The organism is Marinobacter sp. P4B1, from assembly GCF_001447135.1.
GTDB classification, from domain to species: domain Bacteria; phylum Pseudomonadota; class Gammaproteobacteria; order Pseudomonadales; family Oleiphilaceae; genus Marinobacter; species Marinobacter vinifirmus.
This window is the reverse complement of the sequence record NZ_LLXM01000015.1, coordinates 708,136-726,733: the sequence shown is the minus strand read 5'-3', so window position 1 is coordinate 726,733 and position 18,598 is coordinate 708,136. Positions and strand designations below refer to the sequence as shown.

The 18,598-nt window shown below is 60.1% G+C and carries 20 protein-coding genes; 15 read left to right on the top strand and 5 right to left on the bottom strand.

Features of this window, described 5'->3' with window-relative positions:
- The first annotated feature begins 5 nt into the window (after positions 1 to 5).
- The gene (locus AQ621_RS14965; RefSeq protein WP_058342081.1) at positions 6 to 1,184 is read left to right on the top strand and encodes a DesA family fatty acid desaturase; all 1,179 of its coding nucleotides are present in this window, start codon (positions 6 to 8) and stop codon (positions 1,182 to 1,184) included.
- A 63-nt stretch (positions 1,185 to 1,247) separates the two neighbouring features.
- Here AQ621_RS14965 and rsmD read toward each other — a convergent pair whose 3' ends face one another.
- On the bottom strand, positions 1,248 to 1,877 hold the full coding sequence (rsmD, locus tag AQ621_RS14960; protein WP_058342080.1) for a 16S rRNA (guanine(966)-N(2))-methyltransferase RsmD: 630 nt from the start codon (positions 1,875 to 1,877) through the stop codon (positions 1,248 to 1,250).
- A 161-nt stretch (positions 1,878 to 2,038) separates the two neighbouring features.
- On the opposite strand from rsmD, the gene ftsY reads away from it, so the two are divergent.
- From ftsY to AQ621_RS14920, 8 genes are all read left to right on the top strand, one after another.
- Positions 2,039 to 3,307 carry a signal recognition particle-docking protein FtsY gene (ftsY, locus tag AQ621_RS14955; RefSeq protein WP_058342079.1) on the top strand — a complete coding sequence of 423 codons (1,269 nt, stop codon included), beginning with the start codon at positions 2,039 to 2,041 and terminating at the stop codon, positions 3,305 to 3,307.
- Between the two features lie 28 nt (positions 3,308 to 3,335).
- Positions 3,336 to 4,028, top strand: coding sequence for a cell division ATP-binding protein FtsE (gene ftsE / locus AQ621_RS14950; protein ID WP_022990397.1), 693 nt, complete (start codon positions 3,336 to 3,338; stop codon positions 4,026 to 4,028).
- Complete coding sequence (gene ftsX / locus AQ621_RS14945) at positions 4,018 to 5,022, top strand: permease-like cell division protein FtsX (RefSeq protein ID WP_058342078.1); 1,005 nt, start codon at positions 4,018 to 4,020, stop codon at positions 5,020 to 5,022. The genes ftsE and ftsX overlap by 11 nt, the downstream gene beginning before the upstream one ends.
- Before the next feature lie 205 nt (positions 5,023 to 5,227).
- On the top strand, positions 5,228 to 6,088 hold the full coding sequence (gene rpoH / locus AQ621_RS14940) for an RNA polymerase sigma factor RpoH (protein ID WP_058342077.1): 861 nt from the start codon (positions 5,228 to 5,230) through the stop codon (positions 6,086 to 6,088).
- Positions 6,089 to 6,418: 330 nt separating this feature from the next.
- A complete protein-coding gene (locus tag AQ621_RS14935) occupies positions 6,419 to 7,330 on the top strand; it encodes an NAD(P)-dependent oxidoreductase (protein ID WP_058342076.1) in 912 nt (303 codons plus the stop codon).
- A gap of 10 nt (positions 7,331 to 7,340) precedes the next feature.
- On the top strand, positions 7,341 to 8,120 hold the full coding sequence (gene hyi, locus AQ621_RS14930) for a hydroxypyruvate isomerase (protein ID WP_058342075.1): 780 nt from the start codon (positions 7,341 to 7,343) through the stop codon (positions 8,118 to 8,120).
- Between the two features lie 104 nt (positions 8,121 to 8,224).
- Entirely contained in the window at positions 8,225 to 8,905 is a 681-nt protein-coding gene (locus AQ621_RS14925; RefSeq protein WP_022988601.1) for a winged helix-turn-helix domain-containing protein, read from the top strand.
- The gene (locus AQ621_RS14920; RefSeq protein WP_058342074.1) at positions 8,892 to 10,373 is read left to right on the top strand and encodes a HAMP domain-containing sensor histidine kinase; all 1,482 of its coding nucleotides are present in this window, start codon (positions 8,892 to 8,894) and stop codon (positions 10,371 to 10,373) included. The genes AQ621_RS14925 and AQ621_RS14920 overlap by 14 nt, the downstream gene beginning before the upstream one ends.
- A gap of 4 nt (positions 10,374 to 10,377) precedes the next feature.
- Here the strand turns inward: AQ621_RS14920 and AQ621_RS14915 are convergent, their stop codons facing one another.
- Positions 10,378 to 10,659: a hypothetical protein gene (locus tag AQ621_RS14915; protein ID WP_058342073.1), complete on the bottom strand. Its 282-nt coding sequence runs from the start codon at positions 10,657 to 10,659 to the stop codon at positions 10,378 to 10,380.
- Positions 10,660 to 10,907: 248 nt separating this feature from the next.
- The gene (gene greB, locus AQ621_RS14910) at positions 10,908 to 11,384 is read right to left on the bottom strand and encodes a transcription elongation factor GreB (protein ID WP_058342452.1); all 477 of its coding nucleotides are present in this window, start codon (positions 11,382 to 11,384) and stop codon (positions 10,908 to 10,910) included.
- A 220-nt stretch (positions 11,385 to 11,604) separates the two neighbouring features.
- On the opposite strand from greB, the gene AQ621_RS14905 reads away from it, so the two are divergent.
- The gene (locus tag AQ621_RS14905) at positions 11,605 to 12,063 is read left to right on the top strand and encodes a hypothetical protein (protein ID WP_227508358.1); all 459 of its coding nucleotides are present in this window, start codon (positions 11,605 to 11,607) and stop codon (positions 12,061 to 12,063) included.
- Between the two features lie 3 nt (positions 12,064 to 12,066).
- On the opposite strand, the gene AQ621_RS14900 is transcribed toward AQ621_RS14905, so the two are convergent.
- Complete coding sequence (locus AQ621_RS14900) at positions 12,067 to 12,375, bottom strand: site-specific integrase (RefSeq protein WP_058342071.1); 309 nt, start codon at positions 12,373 to 12,375, stop codon at positions 12,067 to 12,069.
- 146 nt (positions 12,376 to 12,521) lie between these two features.
- Positions 12,522 to 12,782 (bottom strand): acyl-CoA-binding protein, encoded by a 261-nt coding sequence (locus tag AQ621_RS14895; protein WP_022988595.1) that lies wholly within the window; start codon positions 12,780 to 12,782, stop codon positions 12,522 to 12,524.
- 271 nt (positions 12,783 to 13,053) lie between these two features.
- Between AQ621_RS14895 and tssB the strand changes: the two genes are divergently transcribed.
- From tssB to tssG, 5 genes are all read left to right on the top strand, one after another.
- Positions 13,054 to 13,551 carry a type VI secretion system contractile sheath small subunit gene (tssB, locus tag AQ621_RS14890; RefSeq protein ID WP_058342070.1) on the top strand — a complete coding sequence of 166 codons (498 nt, stop codon included), beginning with the start codon at positions 13,054 to 13,056 and terminating at the stop codon, positions 13,549 to 13,551.
- 61 nt (positions 13,552 to 13,612) lie between these two features.
- Complete coding sequence (gene tssC / locus AQ621_RS14885; protein WP_058342069.1) at positions 13,613 to 15,094, top strand: type VI secretion system contractile sheath large subunit; 1,482 nt, start codon at positions 13,613 to 13,615, stop codon at positions 15,092 to 15,094.
- A 3-nt stretch (positions 15,095 to 15,097) separates the two neighbouring features.
- Entirely contained in the window at positions 15,098 to 15,535 is a 438-nt protein-coding gene (gene tssE, locus AQ621_RS14880) for a type VI secretion system baseplate subunit TssE (RefSeq protein ID WP_022988592.1), read from the top strand.
- A 310-nt stretch (positions 15,536 to 15,845) separates the two neighbouring features.
- Positions 15,846 to 17,618 carry a type VI secretion system baseplate subunit TssF gene (gene tssF, locus AQ621_RS14875; protein ID WP_058342068.1) on the top strand — a complete coding sequence of 591 codons (1,773 nt, stop codon included), beginning with the start codon at positions 15,846 to 15,848 and terminating at the stop codon, positions 17,616 to 17,618.
- Positions 17,582 to 18,598: a type VI secretion system baseplate subunit TssG gene (gene tssG / locus AQ621_RS14870; RefSeq protein WP_058342067.1), complete on the top strand. Its 1,017-nt coding sequence runs from the start codon at positions 17,582 to 17,584 to the stop codon at positions 18,596 to 18,598. Before tssF ends, tssG begins: the two co-directional genes overlap by 37 nt.

The following is an 18,598-nucleotide window of genomic DNA, read 5'->3' as shown; positions in this document are numbered from 1 at the left end:
ATTTTATGTGGTTTAACGGTCTCCTGGACCTCTCCGCGTGGCAGCTGATCGCTGTTACCCTGGTGATGACGCACATCACCATCGTCAGTGTAACCCTGTATCTGCACCGCCACTCGGCCCACAATGCGCTGGACCTGCATCCGGTGCTTAAGCATTTTTTCCGTTTCTGGCTGTGGCTGACCACGGCCCAGAATACCAAGGAATGGACTGCTATCCATCGCAAGCACCACGCCAAGTGCGAGACTGAGGAAGACCCTCACAGCCCGGTGGTTCTGGGTATTCGCAAGGTTCTGTTTGAAGGTGCGGAGCTCTACGCCCAGTCGGCAACCCCGGAAAACCTGGAGCGTTACGGCCAGCGTACCCCGGAAGACTGGATCGAACGCAAGGTCTACACCCCCTATAAAATGGGTGGTATTGCCCTGCTGGCCGTCATCAACCTGCTGCTGTTCGGGGTTAACGGTATCTGGATCTGGGCCGTGCAGATGATGTGGATTCCGCTCTGGGCCGCCGGTGTGGTTAACGGTATCGGCCACTACATGGGTTACCGCAACTTCGAGTGTGCCGACAACGCCCGCAATATCTCCCCCTGGGGTATCCTGATTGGCGGTGAAGAACTGCATAACAACCACCACACCTATCCGAATTCCGCCAAGCTGTCCCGTCGCTGGTATGAGATCGACATTGGCTGGGGTTACATCCGCCTGTTCCAGCTGTTCGGCCTGGCAAAGCCCAAGGGCTACCGGCCCATTGCCCACTATGTGCCGGGCAAGAAGGAAATGGATGTGGAAACCGTGCAGGCCATTACCAACAGCCGGTTCGATATCATGCGCCAGTATCGCAAGCGGGTGATGGAGCCGGTACTGCGCCAGCAGAAGTCCCTGATGGACGACGAAATCCGCCCTCGCTACCGCAAGCTCAAGCGCTTGCTGTCCCGGGAGGTGTCGCTGATCCATCCCCGCGAGAAAGAAACCCTGGATTCAGTGCTCGAACGCCATGAAATGCTCAAACTGATCTACGACAAGAGCCACGAGCTCCAGGCCCTGTGGCGCCAGCGGGGCCTCAAGCCCCAGGACAAGCTGCAGGCGCTGATGGACTGGTGCAAGGAAGCGGAAACCAGCGGTATCCGTTACCTGGAAGAGTTTGCGGCGCACCTGCGGGCCTATTCACTGCGCCCGATGGCCTGATTGGCCGCAGATGCAAAAAGCCGGACGGGATTCCCCCCGTCCGGCTTATTTGTAGCTGACCAGTTAGTCCTGGTCGGCTTCCGGCGCCACCCGGTATAGGTTGTAGGTTACCTGGCCGGCGGTTTTCTGGCGGTGCAACTGCCAGCCTTCGGGTACCGATAGCCCGGTCAGTTCACTTTCGTGTTCTACATACACCCAGCTACCCGGTTTCACCCAGGGGCCGGCGGCGATCAGCGGCAGCAGTCGCGCCAGCCAGCCCTGCCGGAAGGGGGGGTCCATGAAGATAATGTCGAACGGCGGTCGGTTCGGGCTGCGCAGGTAACCTTCCACGTCCTGGCAGACCACTTCGCCGTTTTCGGATTTCAACAGCCGCAGGTTATCCCGCAGGGCTGTAGCCAGTGGAGGGGTATGGTCCACCAGGGTTGCCTTTTCGGCACCCCGGGACAAGGCTTCCAGTCCCAGCGCGCCAGAGCCGGCGAACAGGTCCAGGCAATCGCTGCCGGCCAGGTGGAAATTCAGCCAGTTGAACAGGGTTTCGCGGGTTCGGGCCGGGCTGGGGCGCACGCCGCCGGCATCCGGAAAGCGGAGCTTACGGCTGCGCCAGTCGCCACCGATAATGCGCAACTCGCCCTGTCCGCCGGCCTTGGCGGCGCCCGGGGCGGGTTTGCGTTGAGGTGGTCTGCGCTTGGCCATGGAGCTGCTCCGGTGGGTGAAACGGTGATCAGGTTCGGGCCGATATGTTACCGGAAAGCCCGCAGCAGGGGATAATCGGAGCCCCCATCACTTAGTGCCGGCAGTCTGCTAGAATACTGGCTTTCTTTTCGCCCGCCCATTTTCAGACAGATGGTAAGACTATGACGGCAGAGTGGATTTCAATCGGCCTCCTGGCCCTTCTTGTCCTGTTCTTTGTGCTGGATATCGCCGGCAACCGCAAGCGCGCCCCGCGCCCGGAGAAGGTGGCCCAGCGCAAGCCGGAGGTGGCCAAGGGCCCGGCACCGGTTGCCCCGGAGCAAGCACCTGAACCGAAAGTACAGCCTGAGCAAGCGCCGGAAGTTCCCGTGGCTGAGGCCATACCGGAGGCACTGCCGGAAGTGCCTGCCGAGCCGGCACCGGTAGAAGAAGCTGCCCCGGCCGTCGAGCCTGCTCCAGAGCCAGAGCCAGAGCCAGAGCCAGAGCCAGAGCCAGAGCCAGAGCCAGAGCCTCAGCTCAGTGTCTTCGAGCGCATCAAGAAGGGCTTGGGCAAGACCCGCGCCAGCCTGACCGGCGGCCTGGCGGATCTGTTCACCGTTGGCAAGAAGATCGATGAAGACCTGCTGGAGGAAATCGAAACCACCCTGCTGATGGCGGATGTGGGGGTAACGGCCACGTCGGAAATCATCGAATCCCTGACCGACAAGCTGGAACGCAACCAGCTGAAAGACGGCGAAGCCCTGCGCAAGGCCCTGAGGGAAGAGCTTCATGGCCTGCTCAAGGATGTGACCAGGCCGCTGGAAATCGATACCGGCAAACAGCCCTACGTGATCCTGATGGTGGGCGTGAACGGTGTTGGCAAGACCACCACCATCGGCAAACTCACCAAGAAATTCCAGGCGGAAGGTAAGTCGGTGATGCTGGCGGCTGGCGACACCTTCCGGGCCGCGGCGGTGGAGCAGCTGCAGGTATGGGGCGAGCGCAACAATGTGCCGGTTATTGCCCAGCACACGGGTGCCGACAGTGCCTCGGTGATTTTCGATGCCATCCAGTCTGCCCAGTCCCGGGGTACCGATATCGTGATCGCCGATACTGCCGGCCGGTTGCAGAACAAGGACAACCTGATGCACGAGCTGGAGAAGGTGGTCCGGGTAATGAAAAAACTGGACGATTCCGCGCCCCACGAAGTGATGCTGGTGCTGGATGCCGGCACCGGCCAGAATGCCCTGAGCCAGGCCCAGGTGTTCCAGCAGGCGGTGGGCGTGTCTGGCATTACTCTGACCAAGCTCGACGGCACGGCGAAGGGTGGTATCGTTTTCGCCATTGCCCGCCAGTTGCAGCTGCCTATCCGGTTTATCGGTGTCGGCGAGCAGGCGGAAGACCTGCGTAGCTTTGATGCAGAAACCTTTGTAGACGCCCTGTTCGACGACTGAAGTACCGGCCACGGAGCCCAAGCCCCCGATGATCGAGTTTCGTCAGGTAACCAAGCGCTATGACAGCGACCACACTGCCCTGCGCCAGGTGAATTTCCATCTGGACCGGGGCGAGCTGGCCTTTCTGACCGGCCACTCCGGTGCCGGCAAGAGTACCTTGCTGAAGCTGATCATGGTGATGGAGCGTCCCACCGCCGGTGAGGTGATCGTGGGCGGCCAGAAGCTCAACAGCCTGCCCCGGCGGCAGATTCCCTACATTCGCCGGCACATTGGCGTGGTGTTCCAGAACCACCAGCTGCTGTTTGATCGCACGGTGTTCGACAACGTAGCCATGCCGCTGGAAGTGATGGGTGCGTCGCCGGATGACATCGGCCGGCGGGTGCGGGCGGCCCTGGACAAGGTAGGCCTGCTGAACAAGGAAAAGATGAACCCTATGCAGCTGTCGGGCGGTGAGCAGCAACGGGTGGGCATTGCCCGCGCCGTGGTGAACAAGCCGCCGGTGCTGCTGGCGGATGAGCCTACCGGTAACCTGGACCCGGAGCTGTCGGCAGACATCATGCACCTGTTCACCGAGTTCAGCCAGGTGGGTGTTACTGTGCTGATTGCCACCCACGATATTGCCCTGATCGACCAGATGAACAAGCGCCGGCTGACCCTGGACCATGGCCGGATGATTGTCGGCGCAGATGCACCCCTGAGCGGAGGTGTAAGTGGTTACTGACTCACGCCAGAAGCCTGAGAAGCGCCGGGGCGCCAACCGTGGCCGCTCACCGGCCTCGAACCAGGCCCGGAGTTATCTGGACCATCACCGCAAGGTGGCGAAAGATTCCGCCCAGCGGCTGTGGCGCAGTCCGGTGGCCAGCATGATGACCTGGATGGTGATGGGTGTGGCTCTGGCTTTGCCGGTGGCGCTGTTGCTGTTGCTGGGTAGTTTGCAGGGCGTGAGTGCCGGCTGGGAAAACAGTGCCCGGATTACTGCTTACCTGTCACTGGATGTGCCGGTGGAGCAGGCCCGGGAGCTGGCTTCCGAGATTGACGGTGATGGACGGGTGTTTTCGGTGGAGCTGGTAGACCGGGACCAGGCCCTGGCTGAATTCCGGGTGTCGTCCGGGCTGGATGATGCCCTGGATTTCCTGGACGACAACCCGTTGCCCCACACCCTGCTGGTAACGCCGGAAGACAATGCCCGCTCTGCCGACGGCGTGCAGGCCCTGGTGACCTTTATGGAAGGCGTGGATGCCGTCGAGCGGGTCCAGGTAGATCTGGGCTGGCTGCAACGGCTCAATGCCATTACCGATATCCTGGCGAGGGCGGTCTGGGCGTTGGCGCTGTTGCTGGGTGCGGCGGTGATCCTGGTGATCGGTAACACGGTGCGGCTTTCCATCGAGAACCGCCGGGATGAAATCCTCGTGGCCAAGCTGGTGGGAGGCACCGATGCCTTCGTACGCCGGCCCTTTCTTTATACTGGCGCCTGGTTCGGTTTGGGCGGCGGCGTGGTCGCCTGGGTGTTGATCCAGGTTTCGCTATGGTGGCTGAACGGCCCCATCGAGCGGCTGGCGAGCCTTTACCAGAGCGAGTTTGTGATTCACGGCCCGGGCTTTGATGGCGCCCTGGCATTGATTATCACAGCCATGGTGTTAGGCTGGCTTGGCGCCTGGGTGGCAGTGAAGCGTCATCTGGATGACATAGAACCGGGCGATATTGCCGGAGGGTGATCCGGATAACGGGAAAACCGTATTGAAAATACAGCTTGTTCCAGCGTAGCTTGGTTACCGGTTATCGACGCTGGAATGGCATTCAGGAATTCCCCAGATGTATGATTTTTAACGTGTTACTGGGAAGTTCGGGAACTAATCAGGTGCTTGGCGGTCAAAGTTTCAGTTGTTATATTTAACGGCTGTCAGGTTCGGAGGTTATTGCATGGGTACGAGTTTACAGCTGGTTGACAGACTGGTTCCGGGCGCGAATCTCGAGTCTTACATTCAGGCTGCGAGTCGCATTCCGGTTCTCTCAGTTGACGAGGAGCGGGAGCTGGCAGAACGGCTTCACTATCATGGCGACGTGGAAGCCGCCCGTCATCTGGTGCTCTCCCACCTGCGCTTTGTGATTCACATCGCCCGCAGTTATTCAGGCTATGGCCTGGCTCAGGCTGACCTGATCCAGGAAGGTAACGTGGGCCTGATGAAGGCGGTCAAGCGCTTCAACCCGGAGTATGGCGTGCGGCTGGTGTCGTTCGCGGTGCACTGGATCAAGGCAGAGATCCATGAGTTCATTCTGCGCAACTGGCGCATTGTGAAGGTGGCCACCACCAAGGCCCAGCGCAAGCTGTTCTTCAATCTGCGCAGCCAGAAGAAGAAGCTGGCGTGGCTGAACCACGATGAGCTTCAGGCGGTCGCGAAGGACCTGGGGGTAGAGCCCAGGGTGGTGCGCGAGATGGAAGGTCGTCTGGCATCCCAGGATACCGCGTTCGACGGTCCGATGGATGACGATGAAGACAGTGCCTACCAGGCGCCGGCGTATTATCTGGAAGATCGCCGCAGTGATCCGGCGGTGCAGCTGGAGAATGCCGACTGGTCAGAGGACTCCAACGGCCGGTTGATGCAGGCGATGGAAAACCTGGATGAGCGCAGTCAGGATATTCTTCGCGAGCGCTGGCTGACTGAGAGCAAGTCGACGTTGCATGAGCTGGCGGACAAGTATGGTGTGTCTGCGGAGCGGATTCGGCAGCTTGAGAAGAATGCGATGAAGAAGATCAAGTTGCAGATGGCCGAGGTTGCCTGAAGCTGATCATTCGCCCTTGGGGTTTGAAAACGCCACCACCGTTCGCGGTTGGTGGCGTTTTTGTTTGTATAATCCGTACTGGCTTTGACAATTCATACCTCCGGGAGGAAGGGATTGGGGTGGGCTTTCCAAAAACCGCTCCTGCGGCACCCCTACGGGGTCCGGCCCGCAATCACAGATTGCGGTCGCTCAGCTGTCGCATGAAGCTTCGCTTCATAAGCGCTCGGCTGAGCCCATGTGGCGCTTGGGCTCCGCCATCCATGGCTCCGCACATTTTTGGAAAGGCTACCCCAATCCCTTCACCGGACTTCTGAGTGGGATTCCAGAAAGATGAGTACAGCACTTCCTCGCATTGCCTTTCTCGGTATCGGCCTGATGGGCGCGCCGATGACCCGTAACCTGCTGGATGCAGGCTTTCCGATGACCCTGTGGAACCGGACAGCCAGCAAGTGTGAGCCATTCCGGGAGGAGGCTACGATTGCGGCGACGCCGGCCGAGGCGGTGGCGGACGCGGATTTGGTGATCACTATGCTGGAGAACGGGCAGGTGGTTGAGGATGTGCTGGTGCGTCAGGGCGCGATCGGGGCGTTGAAGGCGGGGGCGCTGGTGGTTGATATGAGTTCGGTGCAGCCGTCACTGGCCCGTGAGTTGGCTGGGTTGGTTGGCGAGCGTGGGGCCGGGTTTGTGGATGCGCCGGTTTCCGGGGGTACGGTGGGGGCTGCGGAGGCTCGGTTGAGTATTATGGCCGGGGGGTCGGAGGCGGATGTTGAGCGGGCGTTGCCGGTGTTCGGGGCGCTGGGCAAGTGTACCCGGATCGGGCCGGTGGGGGCCGGGCAGTTGGCGAAGCTGGCGAATCAGGCGATTGTGGGGATTACCATTGGTGCGGTGTCTGAAGCCTTGTTGCTGGCGGCTAAGGGTGGCGCGGATCCTGCGGCGGTGCGGGAGGCGTTGCTGGGCGGCTTTGCCGGTAGCCGGATTCTGGAGTTGCACGGGCAACGGATGATTGACCGGGACTTTGCCCCCGGGGCGCCGGCGCGGATTCAGTTGAAGGATATGCGGATGATTCTGGATGAGGCGCGGGCCGAGGGGTTGACGTTGCCGTTGGCGCAGCAGACTCATAACGAATATTTGTCGCTGGTGGCCAATGGCCATAGCGATGTGGACCACAGCGGTTTGTTGCTGGAGCTGGAGCATATGAACGGGGCCTTGCTGGGTTCGCTGGGCCGTGGGCCAAAGGGCTGAGGAGACGCTGATGCCACGTTTTGCTGCGAATTTGTCCATGTTGTTTGCCGAGGTGCCGTTTCTGGAACGTTTCGAGCGTGCCGGAGCCGCGGGTTTCAGGGCGGTGGAGTACCTGTTTCCCTACGAGTGGCCGGCAGAGGAGCTGGCGCAGAGGTTGCAGGCTAACGGGCTGACCCAGGTGCTGTTCAACCTGCCGCCGGGGGACTGGCAGGCGGGGGAGCGGGGAATTGCCTGTTTGCCGGATCGCGTTGAGGAATTCCGGGCTGGTGTCGAGCAGGGCATTGCCTATGCCAGGGTGCTGGGTAATACCCGGCTCAATTGCCTGGCCGGGCTCAAGCCGGCGGAGCTTTCAGAGGAGGAGGCCTGGAGCACGCTGGTCGAGAATGTTCAGTATGCGGCGGACCGCTTTGCCGAGGCGGGGCTGACACTGTGCCTGGAGGCGATCAATTCCCGGGTGGATATGCCCGGCTTCCTGCTGGATACCACCGGCAAGGTGATGGAGCTGATTGAAGCGGTGGATGCCGATAACGTGCGCCTGCAATACGACATCTACCACATGCAGGTCATGGAGGGAGATCTGGTTCGCTCCATGGAGTGCCTGCTGCCCTGGATTGCCCATATTCAGTTTGCCGATAATCCGGGACGGAACGAGCCCGGTACCGGCGAGATTAACTTTTCGAATGTTTTCGCTGCCCTCGACAGGATGGGCTACGCTGGCTGGGTCAGTGCCGAGTATCGGCCTTCTGCTGTAACCGAGGCGTCTCTGGGCTGGTTCCGGCCCGGTTGTTGACCGTCGTCATAGGCGACACCCTCTTACAAGATCGTAACTGGCCGGGTTCCGGTGTTATTCGTAACCTTGTAAGCAACCAAATCCGCTATCAGGAGGAGTCACCGGTGAAAGCGCTGGTAATCGAAGACGATCAGGATGTAGCAAGTTACCTGGTGAAGGGGCTGAAAGAGTCTGACTTCGTGGTGGATCATGCGGCCGACGGCAAGGAAGGCATGATGATGGCGGCCAGTGAAGAATACGACATCATGATTGTCGACCGCATGCTGCCGGGCATGGATGGGCTATCCATCATCAAAACCGTGCGGGCCACCGGCAACCAGACCCCTGTGCTGATTCTCAGTGCCCTGGGTGATGTGGATGACCGGGTGGAAGGCCTGCGTGGCGGGGGCGATGATTACCTTACCAAGCCGTTCTCGTTCACCGAGTTGCTGGCCCGGATCGAGTCGCTGATCCGCCGTAACCGGCAGGCGGCTGAAACCGAAACTGTACTGAAGGTAGCAGACCTGGAAATGGACCTGCTGGCCCGAACCGTGAAGCGCGCCGGCCATAATATCGATGTCCAGCCCCGGGAATTCCGCTTGCTGGAATATCTGATGCGCAACGCGGGCCAGGTGGTTACCCGGACCATGTTGCTGGAAAAAGTCTGGGACTATCACTTTGACCCCCAGACCAACGTAATCGACGTGCACATCAGCCGTCTGCGCGCCAAGATCGACAAGGAATTTGATACACCCTTGCTGCAGACAGTTCGGGGTGCAGGATACATGCTGCGTGAAACTGCTTAGTCAGCTCAGAACGTCATCGTTCCAACTGGCACTGCTTTATATGGTGGTGTTTGCCACCTCTGTATTCCTGCTCCTGGCATTCATCTACTGGCGCACCGCCGGCTTTATGACTGCCCAGACCGACGAGACCATCGAGGCGGAAATCGCCGGTCTGGCGGAACAGTATCGCGGGCGTGGCGTGAACGGGCTGATTACCATCATCCGTGAGCGTGTCGCCCGGGATCCGAACGCCAAGTCCATCTACCTGCTGACCACCGATGACTTCCTGAAACTGGCCGGAAATATTGAAACCTGGCCGGAAGGCAGTCGTTCTTCCGACAGTGGCTGGATCAATTTTACCCTGAACCCGACCGTGGGCTGGCAGGGGCCGGAACGCCTGGCCCGGGCCCGTATCTTTGATGTCCAGGGGGGCCTGCGCCTGCTGGTCGGCCGGGATGTGGATGAGCTGACCAGCCTGAAGCGGGTGATCGAGACCGCCATCAACTGGGGCATGGGCATCACCCTGGCCCTGGCCCTGCTGGGTGGTTTTCTGATGAGCCGAAGTACCACGCGGCGCATCGAAGTAATCAACAACACCTCGCGACGGATCATGAACGGGCACCTGTCGTTGCGGATACCCACCCGGGGTACCGAAGACGACTTTGACCAGCTGGCCGAAAACCTGAACCAGATGCTCGACCGGATTGTGTACCTGATGGAAGGTATCCGGCATGTATCGGACAGCATCGCCCACGACCTTCGCACCCCGCTGACCCGCCTGCGTAACCAGCTGGAAAACACCCTGATTGCCGTCGATAACGACGAGGCCCGCGAACAGGTAGGCCGGGCGGTTGCGGAAGCCGATCAACTGCTGGCGACTTTCAACGCCCTGCTTCGGATTGCCCGGCTGGAAACCCGGGGTAATTCCGCCGATATGAAGGTGGTGTCGCTGGATGAGCTGGTCAGTGATGCCTGCGAGCTTTACGAAGCCCTGGCGGAAGACAAGGAGCAGACCTTTACCCAGGAGATGGCGTCCGGGGTGATGATTGAAGGTGATCGCGACCTGTTGTTCCAGATGGTCAGCAACCTGATTGATAACGCCATCAAGTACACCCCCGAGCATGGCGGCATCGTGGTGGCGGTCCGCCGGGAAGGTGCTGCAGCGGTGTTTGAAGTGCGGGATTCCGGTATCGGCATTCCGGACGACGAGAAAGACCAAGTGTTCCAGCGTTTCTACCGGGTCGGCAAGAGCCGGTCATTGCCGGGTAATGGTTTGGGGCTGAGCCTGGTCAGTGCGGTGGCCGAGATTCACCAGGGCCAGATTCTGCTCAGCGATACCCATCCGGGCGAGGAGCCGCCGGGGCTTACGGTCAGTGTGCGTATGCCGGCCTTCACCGGCGTCCGAAAGCGGATCAAGGCCACCACGGTGGAGCCTGCAGCGGATTCCGCTGATGAACGAACGTCAGCGGCGGAACCCGGCAAGGCCTGACTGCTTACTGGCTGGCGCGGAACCGGTTTACCCGGCTGAGCACCGGCCCGATAAAGATGTCAGCCCGGCTTTCGACGGCCTGTGCCAGCTGGTCAAACTGGGCGCGACGACGGTCAACCCTGGCCTGCAGGCTGTCCCATTCCCCTTCCAGGTGCTTCTGCTCTGCCATCACAAAGGCGGCAATATTGTGCCGGTTGAGTTTGCTGGTAATGCCCATGTCGTCCAGGCGGAAGCCCAGGGTATCAATGCCTTCCAGTGCCAGGTTCAGCAGTTTCTTGGTGTTCATCGGTGTGTCTCCGTTAACAGGGAAATCGGGTCAATTACCTGCAAACTAATGGCGGGCGCTAGAGTGTTCAACCTAATTTCCGGCCGGAGCCAAGGGCGGGATGTCTTGCCAAAAGGTAATTCGATGGCCACAGGCAGGTAATGAGAGGTGAGGATAATGGGTACTGTAGATGCGGAGGCGGGTGACCCGTTGCCTGCCTCCCCCTCCAGCACAGCGCTAGCCTTAACCCCGTTACCCGCGGGGTTTTTTTATGGCTGCTGGTAACAGATTCGACCGATTTCCCAAAGCTTGGTCGACTCCGGAGTTCTCACCACAATCTCGTCGCCTTCGCTTTTGCCGAGGCAGGCTTTGACCACCGGCGCATGCACCGAGACGTAGTTGTTTTTGCCGTAGATCTCGTCCGGCCCGACAATCCGGAAGGTGAGTTCGTTGTCGTCCTCGTCCACCAGGGTTACCCAGGCGCCAAAGAAGGCCTTGCCCTCCTGCACCGGGCTGTACTCCACCACCCGCAATTTCGACAGCCGGTTTCTCAGGAATCGCACCCGCCGGTCGATTTCGCGCAATCGCTTCTTGTTGTACTGGTAATCCGCGTTCTCTGAACGATCGCCGAGGCTGGCCGCCCACTGTACCTTCCTGGTCACTTCCGGGCGTTCCTTGCGCCACAGCTCGTCCAGTTCCTGCTGCAATTCGGCATAGCCTTCCGGGGTAATAACGTTGGTATCCATAAGGCCTTCAAAGGTCAGGTGAAAGAGTTTGCCCATTCATATCGCCGGGGCGGATCCGGGTCAACTGCTGAATGGCCTGCAGGGACACGTGAAGGTGGTCACACTTTGACCAGTCTTGCCGGAAAACTCCCGGAGTTGGCGATAAACTGAACAGACTAAGTGTGCGCAGGGCGTCATCAGTGATGTGCCGCACCGGATAGCCAGGATTCAGGAAGATACCATGAGCAGCAACAGACAGAGCACTGAGCAACCGTGGCTAAGACCGCCCCTTACGGCGGGTATGGTGCTGGCTATTACGATGCAGGTGCCGGCTGTGGTGCAGGCGCAGAGTGCGGAGTCTGCTTTCGAGCCCGAGCAGCGTTCAACCATTGACACCATCCCGTTCCGGGCCATCGAAGAGGAAGCCCTGGCGAACACGGTGATCGAGGGTGGCCTGGAGGCGCCGGCAGCCGGTGTGCCGGTGCAGGCCGGAAAAGACGATGATTTCTACCTGGACCCGCTGGCGTTTCAGCCCAGGGACGACCGGACTGACCTGGGCCGCTCGGAAATTCCCGTGGATATCCGTTTCAGCAATCCGAAGGTGATTCCCGGCCAGACCCACAGCAACAACTATGTGATCCGGCCACCGGAGAACCGCACCTACGACACCTTCAACCTCAACATGACCGAGCGCCGGTAGCCGTCAGGCCGCCGATTCCAGTGCCACCGGTTTGCCCAGCACATCCCGGTAGAAAAATGTCAGTGCCTGGGTAGCCTGGTTCAGGCGGGCGCGGGACAGCTGCATCTGGTCACTCAGATACGCCAGAAACTGCCTTTGCTCTTCTTCGGCAAGGTTGTCGGGGTCGGTCAGATCGTGAAACAGCACAAAGCGGCTGATCCAGTGCAGGTAGGTTTGTTCGGCACGTTGATTGAGCTGGTGTTTGCGAATGGCCGCCTGAACTTCGTCGACCATGCCGGGCCGTGACTGCTCCAGCGCCTGGGTAATATTCATGTTACGCACTCTTCCGGAAAGCTTGTTGTTGTTATGGTGCGCGCATCATATGACAAACGTTTGAATGGTGCAAAAAAGACCTGCAGCCACCGGGCGAGGGGCTGTCTGCCCGGAGCAGGGGGCTCCGGGCCCAGGGCTCGCCTCGGTTACTTCAGGGCTTCCAGCTTGTCGATATACTTCTGCATGGCTTCGTCGCTGGAGGTGCCTTTGACCTTTTCCCAGGCGTCGTACTTGGCGCGGCCGACAAAGTCCATCATGCCCGGGCGCTTGCCGGAAACATCGCCTTCGGTGGCTTGCTTGTACAGGGCGTAGAACTCCAGCTTCAGTTCGTTGGAGGGTTTGAAGTCGCCTTCGGCGGACTGGATGTAGTTTACCGCGTCATCGAATTTCGCTTTCAGGTCACTCATGGTCTGGCTCCTTGGTTTTAATGGTTTTTTCCTCTGAGGATGGGCCGAGTATAGCCCTGGTGTGAATCGCCGTCATTGACTGAAAGCGCGTTATGGCGGGCGGCAGGGCAATCTGGCAAAAGTTTGCCCGACTGCACATTTCAGGTCATTTCTCGCCAGCGCCTGCTTGAGAACAGCGGATCATCTGTGTACAGTTTGCGCCGTTGCCTGCCAGGATGGCCGGCTTCAGGGATTGAACGACACTGCAAATGAATTGCACAGGGAGCACGCCATGTCTGCCAAAGACGGTTCCGTCGCGCCGAAAGAGCGCATCAATATCAAGTATGTCCCCGCCACCGGCGACCAGCAGGCTGAAACCGAGCTGCCGCTGAAGATGTTTGTGGTTGGCGATTTCAAGGGCCATGCTGAAGAAGCCCCCATCGAAGACCGCAAAGCCATTTCCGTTGACAAGAACAACTTCCGTTCTGTCATGAAGGAAGCCGGTCTGACTTTGTCTACGTCGGTCTCCAACAAGCTCGAAGAGAATGCCGATGACCTGCCGGTCAATCTGGAATTCCAGGGTTTGGACGACTTTTCTCCGGACAGCATTGCCCGCCAGGTACCCGAGCTGAAAAAACTGATCGAGCTGCGTGAAGCCCTGGTTGCCCTCAAGGGCCCGCTGGGCAACGTGCCTTCGTTCCGTTCCAAGCTGCAGGAGCTGCTGGACAACGACAGCGCCCGGGAAAAACTGCTGGCCGAGCTCGAACTGGCCACCGAAGGCGGCGAGTAAGCGCACCACCGGAATCCGGTAACCAACACCGATTATCAATCACGTACTGAAGGGATGTGGTATGTCTGATACTGCTGTGCAGCAATCTGCTGCCTCCGAATCCGTAGCAGAAGGGTCCTTGCTGGACCAGGTCATGGCCAATAGCCGTATGGCGCCGGCCGACGAAGGCTACGATGTGGCTCGCAAAGGGGTGGCAACGTTCATTGCCAATTTGCTGAAAAGCGACGAAAAAGGCCAGCCGGTCAACAAAGCCCTGGTCGACCAGATGGTGGTCGAGCTGGATCGCAAGATCAGCGCCCAGATGGATGAAATCCTGCATGCACCCAAGCTGCAGGAACTGGAGTCGTCCTGGCGCGGTCTGAAGTTGATGGTCGACCGCACCGAATTCCGCGAGAACATCAAAGTCGACATCCTGCATGCCACCAAGCAGGAGTTGCTGGAAGACTTCGAGTTTGCACCGGACGTTACCCAGACCGGCTTCTACAAGCACATCTATGCGGCCGAATACGGCCAGTTCGGTGGCGAGCCGGTGGGTGCCATTGTCGGCAACTACGCCTTCAGTCCATCTACGCCAGACATGAAGCTGCTGCAGTACGTGTCCTCTGTAGGCGCCATGTCCCACGCGCCGTTCCTGTCCTCGGTGGCGCCGTCGTTCTTTGGCGTCGACAGCTACCAGGAACTGCCGGCCATCAAGGAGCTCAGTGCCGTCTTCGAAGGCCCGAAATACGCCAAGTGGCGCTCCCTGCGGGAATCCGAAGACGCCCGTTACCTGGGCCTGACCGCGCCGCGCTTCCTGCTGCGTGTGCCCTATGACCCAACCGAGAACCCGGTGCGCAGCTTCAACTACAAAGAAGAAGTCTCCGGCGACCACGAGCACTACCTATGGGGCAACACCGCCTATCTTTTGGCTACCCGCCTGACCGAGAGCTTCGCCAAGTACCGCTGGTGCCCGAACATCATCGGCCCGCAAAGCGGTGGTGCCGTGGAAGACCTGCCGGTGCACACCTTTGAGTCCTTCGGCCAGCTGGAAGCCAAGATTCCCACCGAAGTGCTGATCACCGACCGCCGGGAATACGAACTGGCGGAAGAAGGCTTCATCGCCCTGACCATGCGCAAGGGCAGCGACAACGCCGCGTTCTTCTCCGCCAACTCGGTGCAGAAGCCCAAGCAGTTCCCGAACACCAAAGAAGGCAAGGAAGCGGAAACCAACTACAAGTTGGGTACCCAGCTGCCTTACATGATGATCGTGAACCGCCTGGCCCACTACATCAAGGTGCTGCAGCGCGAACAGATCGGCTCCTGGAAAGAACGCCAGGATCTGGAGCGGGAACTGAACACCTGGATTCGCCAGTACGTGGCCGACCAGGAGAACCCGCCCGCCGACGTTCGCAGCCGCCGCCCGTTGCGTGCCGCCCACGTGGAAGTCTCCGATGTGGAAGGCGATCCGGGCTGGTACCAGGTCTCCCTGGCCGTGCGCCCGCACTTCAAGTACATGGGAGCCAACTTCGAACTGTCGCTGGTTGGCCGCCTGGACAAGGATTAATCCGTGTTCGGCGACACCGGCACGGACGGCGTTCGCAATACCGGCAGCCTGTTTGAACGGCTCGAACAGGCTGCTGCCCCCCCGGGGCAGGGAATGGGTGAAGTGACCCATGTGGTGGAATCCATCAAGCGCCACCTGGTGCGCCTGCTGAACGCCCATCCGGGCAACAGCGCCAGCGTACCGGATCTCGGGTTGCTGGATTTCAACGATGCCACCCTGGGTACGCTGGATCTGAGTATCCAGATTCGGGGGGCGATTCGTCAGTGTATCGAGAAGTTTGAGCCGCGGGTCAAGCGGGTGGATGTGGTGGCCTTGCCGCCGGGGCCGGACCCGTTGCAGTTGAAGTTTCAGGTGACTGTTTACCTGCAGGTTGCCGGGAGTGACGACCGGACCACCATTGACCTGGTTTTGGATGACAAGCGGTATTACCGGGTGGTTTAGGTTTGGTTGCCTGGGCCCGGGGGGGGGGCTGGAGGGGGCGGCGATACTTTTCTGCCGGGAAAAAAGATGTCTGAGCAAAGCGAGTTGTTTTTTCCCGGCAGAAAAGTATCGCCGCCCCCTCCGGCAAACCTGGGTGTAAGGCGTCTGGTTGTTTTTTGCAGGCACGGATGAGAGCGAGGGTGTGGTTGGTCTTTCCAAAAGTGTGCGGAGCCATGGATGGCGGAGCTCAAGCGCCCCACGGACGGGCTCGAAGCGTCTTTTGGAAAGACCAACCACACCCTTGCTCGGAGCCAGATAAGGTGCAGTAAGAATGAAGTTGAACAGGTTCTACAGGGATGAGTTGAGCTTTTTGCGGTTGCAGGGCAGGGAATTTGCCGAAGCACATCCGCAGCTCACCCGCTTTTTGTCCGAACAAAGCACCGACCCGGATGTGGAGCGGTTGCTGGAAGGCTTTGCCTTTCTGACCGGCAAATTGCGGGAGAAGGTTGAGGACGAGTTTCCTGAGCTGACCCATTCGCTGCTGAACATGCTCTGGCCGAATTATCTACGGCCGGTGCCCAGCTGCACCATTATGCGCTTTGACCCGCAATTGCACGCGATCAGCGAACGGCAGACGGTGGAGCGTTATACCGAAATCAAGAGCCGGCCTCTGGGCGAGGCCAGCCGCCAGACTCAGTGCCGGTTCCGTACCTGCCGGGCTGTGGATATCTTTCCGGTCAGTGTGGCGGAGGCCTATGCCGAGCATTCCCGGGAAGTGTCTTCGGTCACCGTCGACCTGGCCCTGCATACGGACCAGCCGTTGAATGCCTTGGGGCTGGACAGTCTGCGGTTCTATCTGGGTGGGGATAACCACACCGCTGAAACCCTGTACCTGTGGCTGAACCATTACCTCAGCCGTATGGAGCTGGTGGTGGGCGACAACGTCTACAACCTGCCGTTGTCGTTGTTGCAGCCGGTGGGTTTTGCGGCGGATGAGGCGATTCTGCCGTATCCAAAGAATGCCTATGCCGGGTACCGCATCATCCAGGAGTACCTGAGCTTTCCGGAGGCTTTCCGGTTTGTGGATATCGGCGGGCTGAAGTCCCGTTTGCCGGCGGTGCAGGCGGATGAGATCAGTCTGCGTTTTCATTTCAGCCGGATTCTGCCACCGGATGCCCGGGTTACCCGGGATTCCCTGCAGCTGTACTGCACGCCGGCCGTGAATCTGTTCAGCCATGAAGGGGAGCCGGTGGATCTGAACGGCCGGCAGACCGAGTACCGTATTTCGCCCTCCAGCCGCTGCCCGGAGCATTTTGAAGTGTTCAGTATCGAGCAGGTGGAAGGCTGGCTGGAAGGGCGTTCCGGGCGCGGTGAGCCCAGGCTGTATACCGCGTTCGAGAGTTTCCAGCACGAGGTGGAGCGGGACCGTGGCCGTACCGCGCTGTATTACCGGGTGCGTACCCGGGAGAGCGTTCGGGGCGATGGCTTTGATCACTACATTGCGTTTGTCCGGGGTGACGAGTCGGAATGTATGAACCGGCAGGAAGCGGTGTCTTTGACATTGATCTGTACCAACCGGCAGCTGCCCCAGCAACTGGCGGTGGGGGAGATCTGCATGGCCACCGAGACCACGCCGGCGTTTGCCTCGTTCAGCAACATTACCCGGCCCACGGCCACGCTGCGGCCAACGCTGGATGGCAGCCTGTTGTGGACGCTGATTTCCAATCTGTCCCTGAACTACCTGTCGATGCTGGATGTGGATGCCCTGCGCACGGTACTGCGGGTGTACGACTTCCGGGCCCTGGTCGACCGGCAGGCCGAGCGGGTGTCCCAGAAGCGGTTGGCGGGTATCAGCGAAATCACTACCCAGCCGGTGGACCGCATGGTGCGTGGCTTGCCGGTGCGGGGGATCCGTTCGGTGCTGAAGCTGGATCAGCAGAATTTCGGCAGCGAGGGCGATCTGTACCTGTTCGGCACGGTACTGAGTCAGTTCTTTGCGCTTTACGCGAGCATTAATGCCTTTCACCAGCTGGAAGTGGTGAATACAGACAACCAGGAACGGTACACATGGACGTTACAGCAAGGTCAGCAGCCGCTGATGTAGCCGGGCTGGAACCTGTCCTCGGCAACGCGCGGCGGTACAGTTTTTTCCAGCTGGTGGACCTGATTCACCGGCACCACGGCGACGACCTGGAGAACTCCGGCAACGGCGAGCCCCGGCAGGAGCGTATCCGGTTTTCGGCCTCGGCCGGTCTGGGCTTTCCGGGCAGTGATGTGGTTTCGGCCCTGTCGCCGGAACATGAACACGCGCCTTACCAGATGGAAGTGAGCTTCCTCGGCCTGCACGGCTCCCAGTCGCCACTGCCCGGGTACTACCTGGAGGACCTGGCCTGGGAAGCGGGCCAGGATCTGGGGGTGCGCCGGCACTTCCTGGACTTTTTTAATCACCGGCTGGTCACGCTGTTTCACCGGGCCTGGCGCAAGTACCGGTATTACGTGCGGTTTCAGCCGGGCGCCAGCGATGGCTTTTCCGAACTGGTGTTTGCCCTGGTGGGGCTGGGTGACAGCCGTCTGCGGGAAGCCACGCCGGTCAACTGGTCCAAGATGCTGGCCTACGCCGGCCAGATGGCGGGCCGCAGCCGGTCGCCGGAAGTGGTCAGCGGCATTGTCGCGCATTGTTTTGACCTGGAAGACGTCAGTATCGAACAGTGGGTTTTGCGTAAGGTGGCCATCGGGCCAGACCAGCAAACTCGGCTGGGCCAGGCCAATGCCAGCCTGGGCCAGGACACGCTGGTTGGCTCCAGCATCCGGGACCGCAGCGGCAAGTTCATCCTGCGCTTGCGAAACCTGAGCCGGTCCCGCTTTGCGGATTTTCTGCCCAACGGCCGGGACCATGAGCGGCTGGTGAAGCTGGTGGAATTCACCACCCGGGAGCAGCCGGCCTACGACCTGGAACTGCAGATGCGGCCCAGGGATATCCGGCCCATGCAGCTGGGTGAGGATGTGCGCCTCGGCTGGAATTCATTTGTAACACCGGAGCGGGCCCGTGAACGCCCGGCGGTGCGCATCCAGATACGACGATAA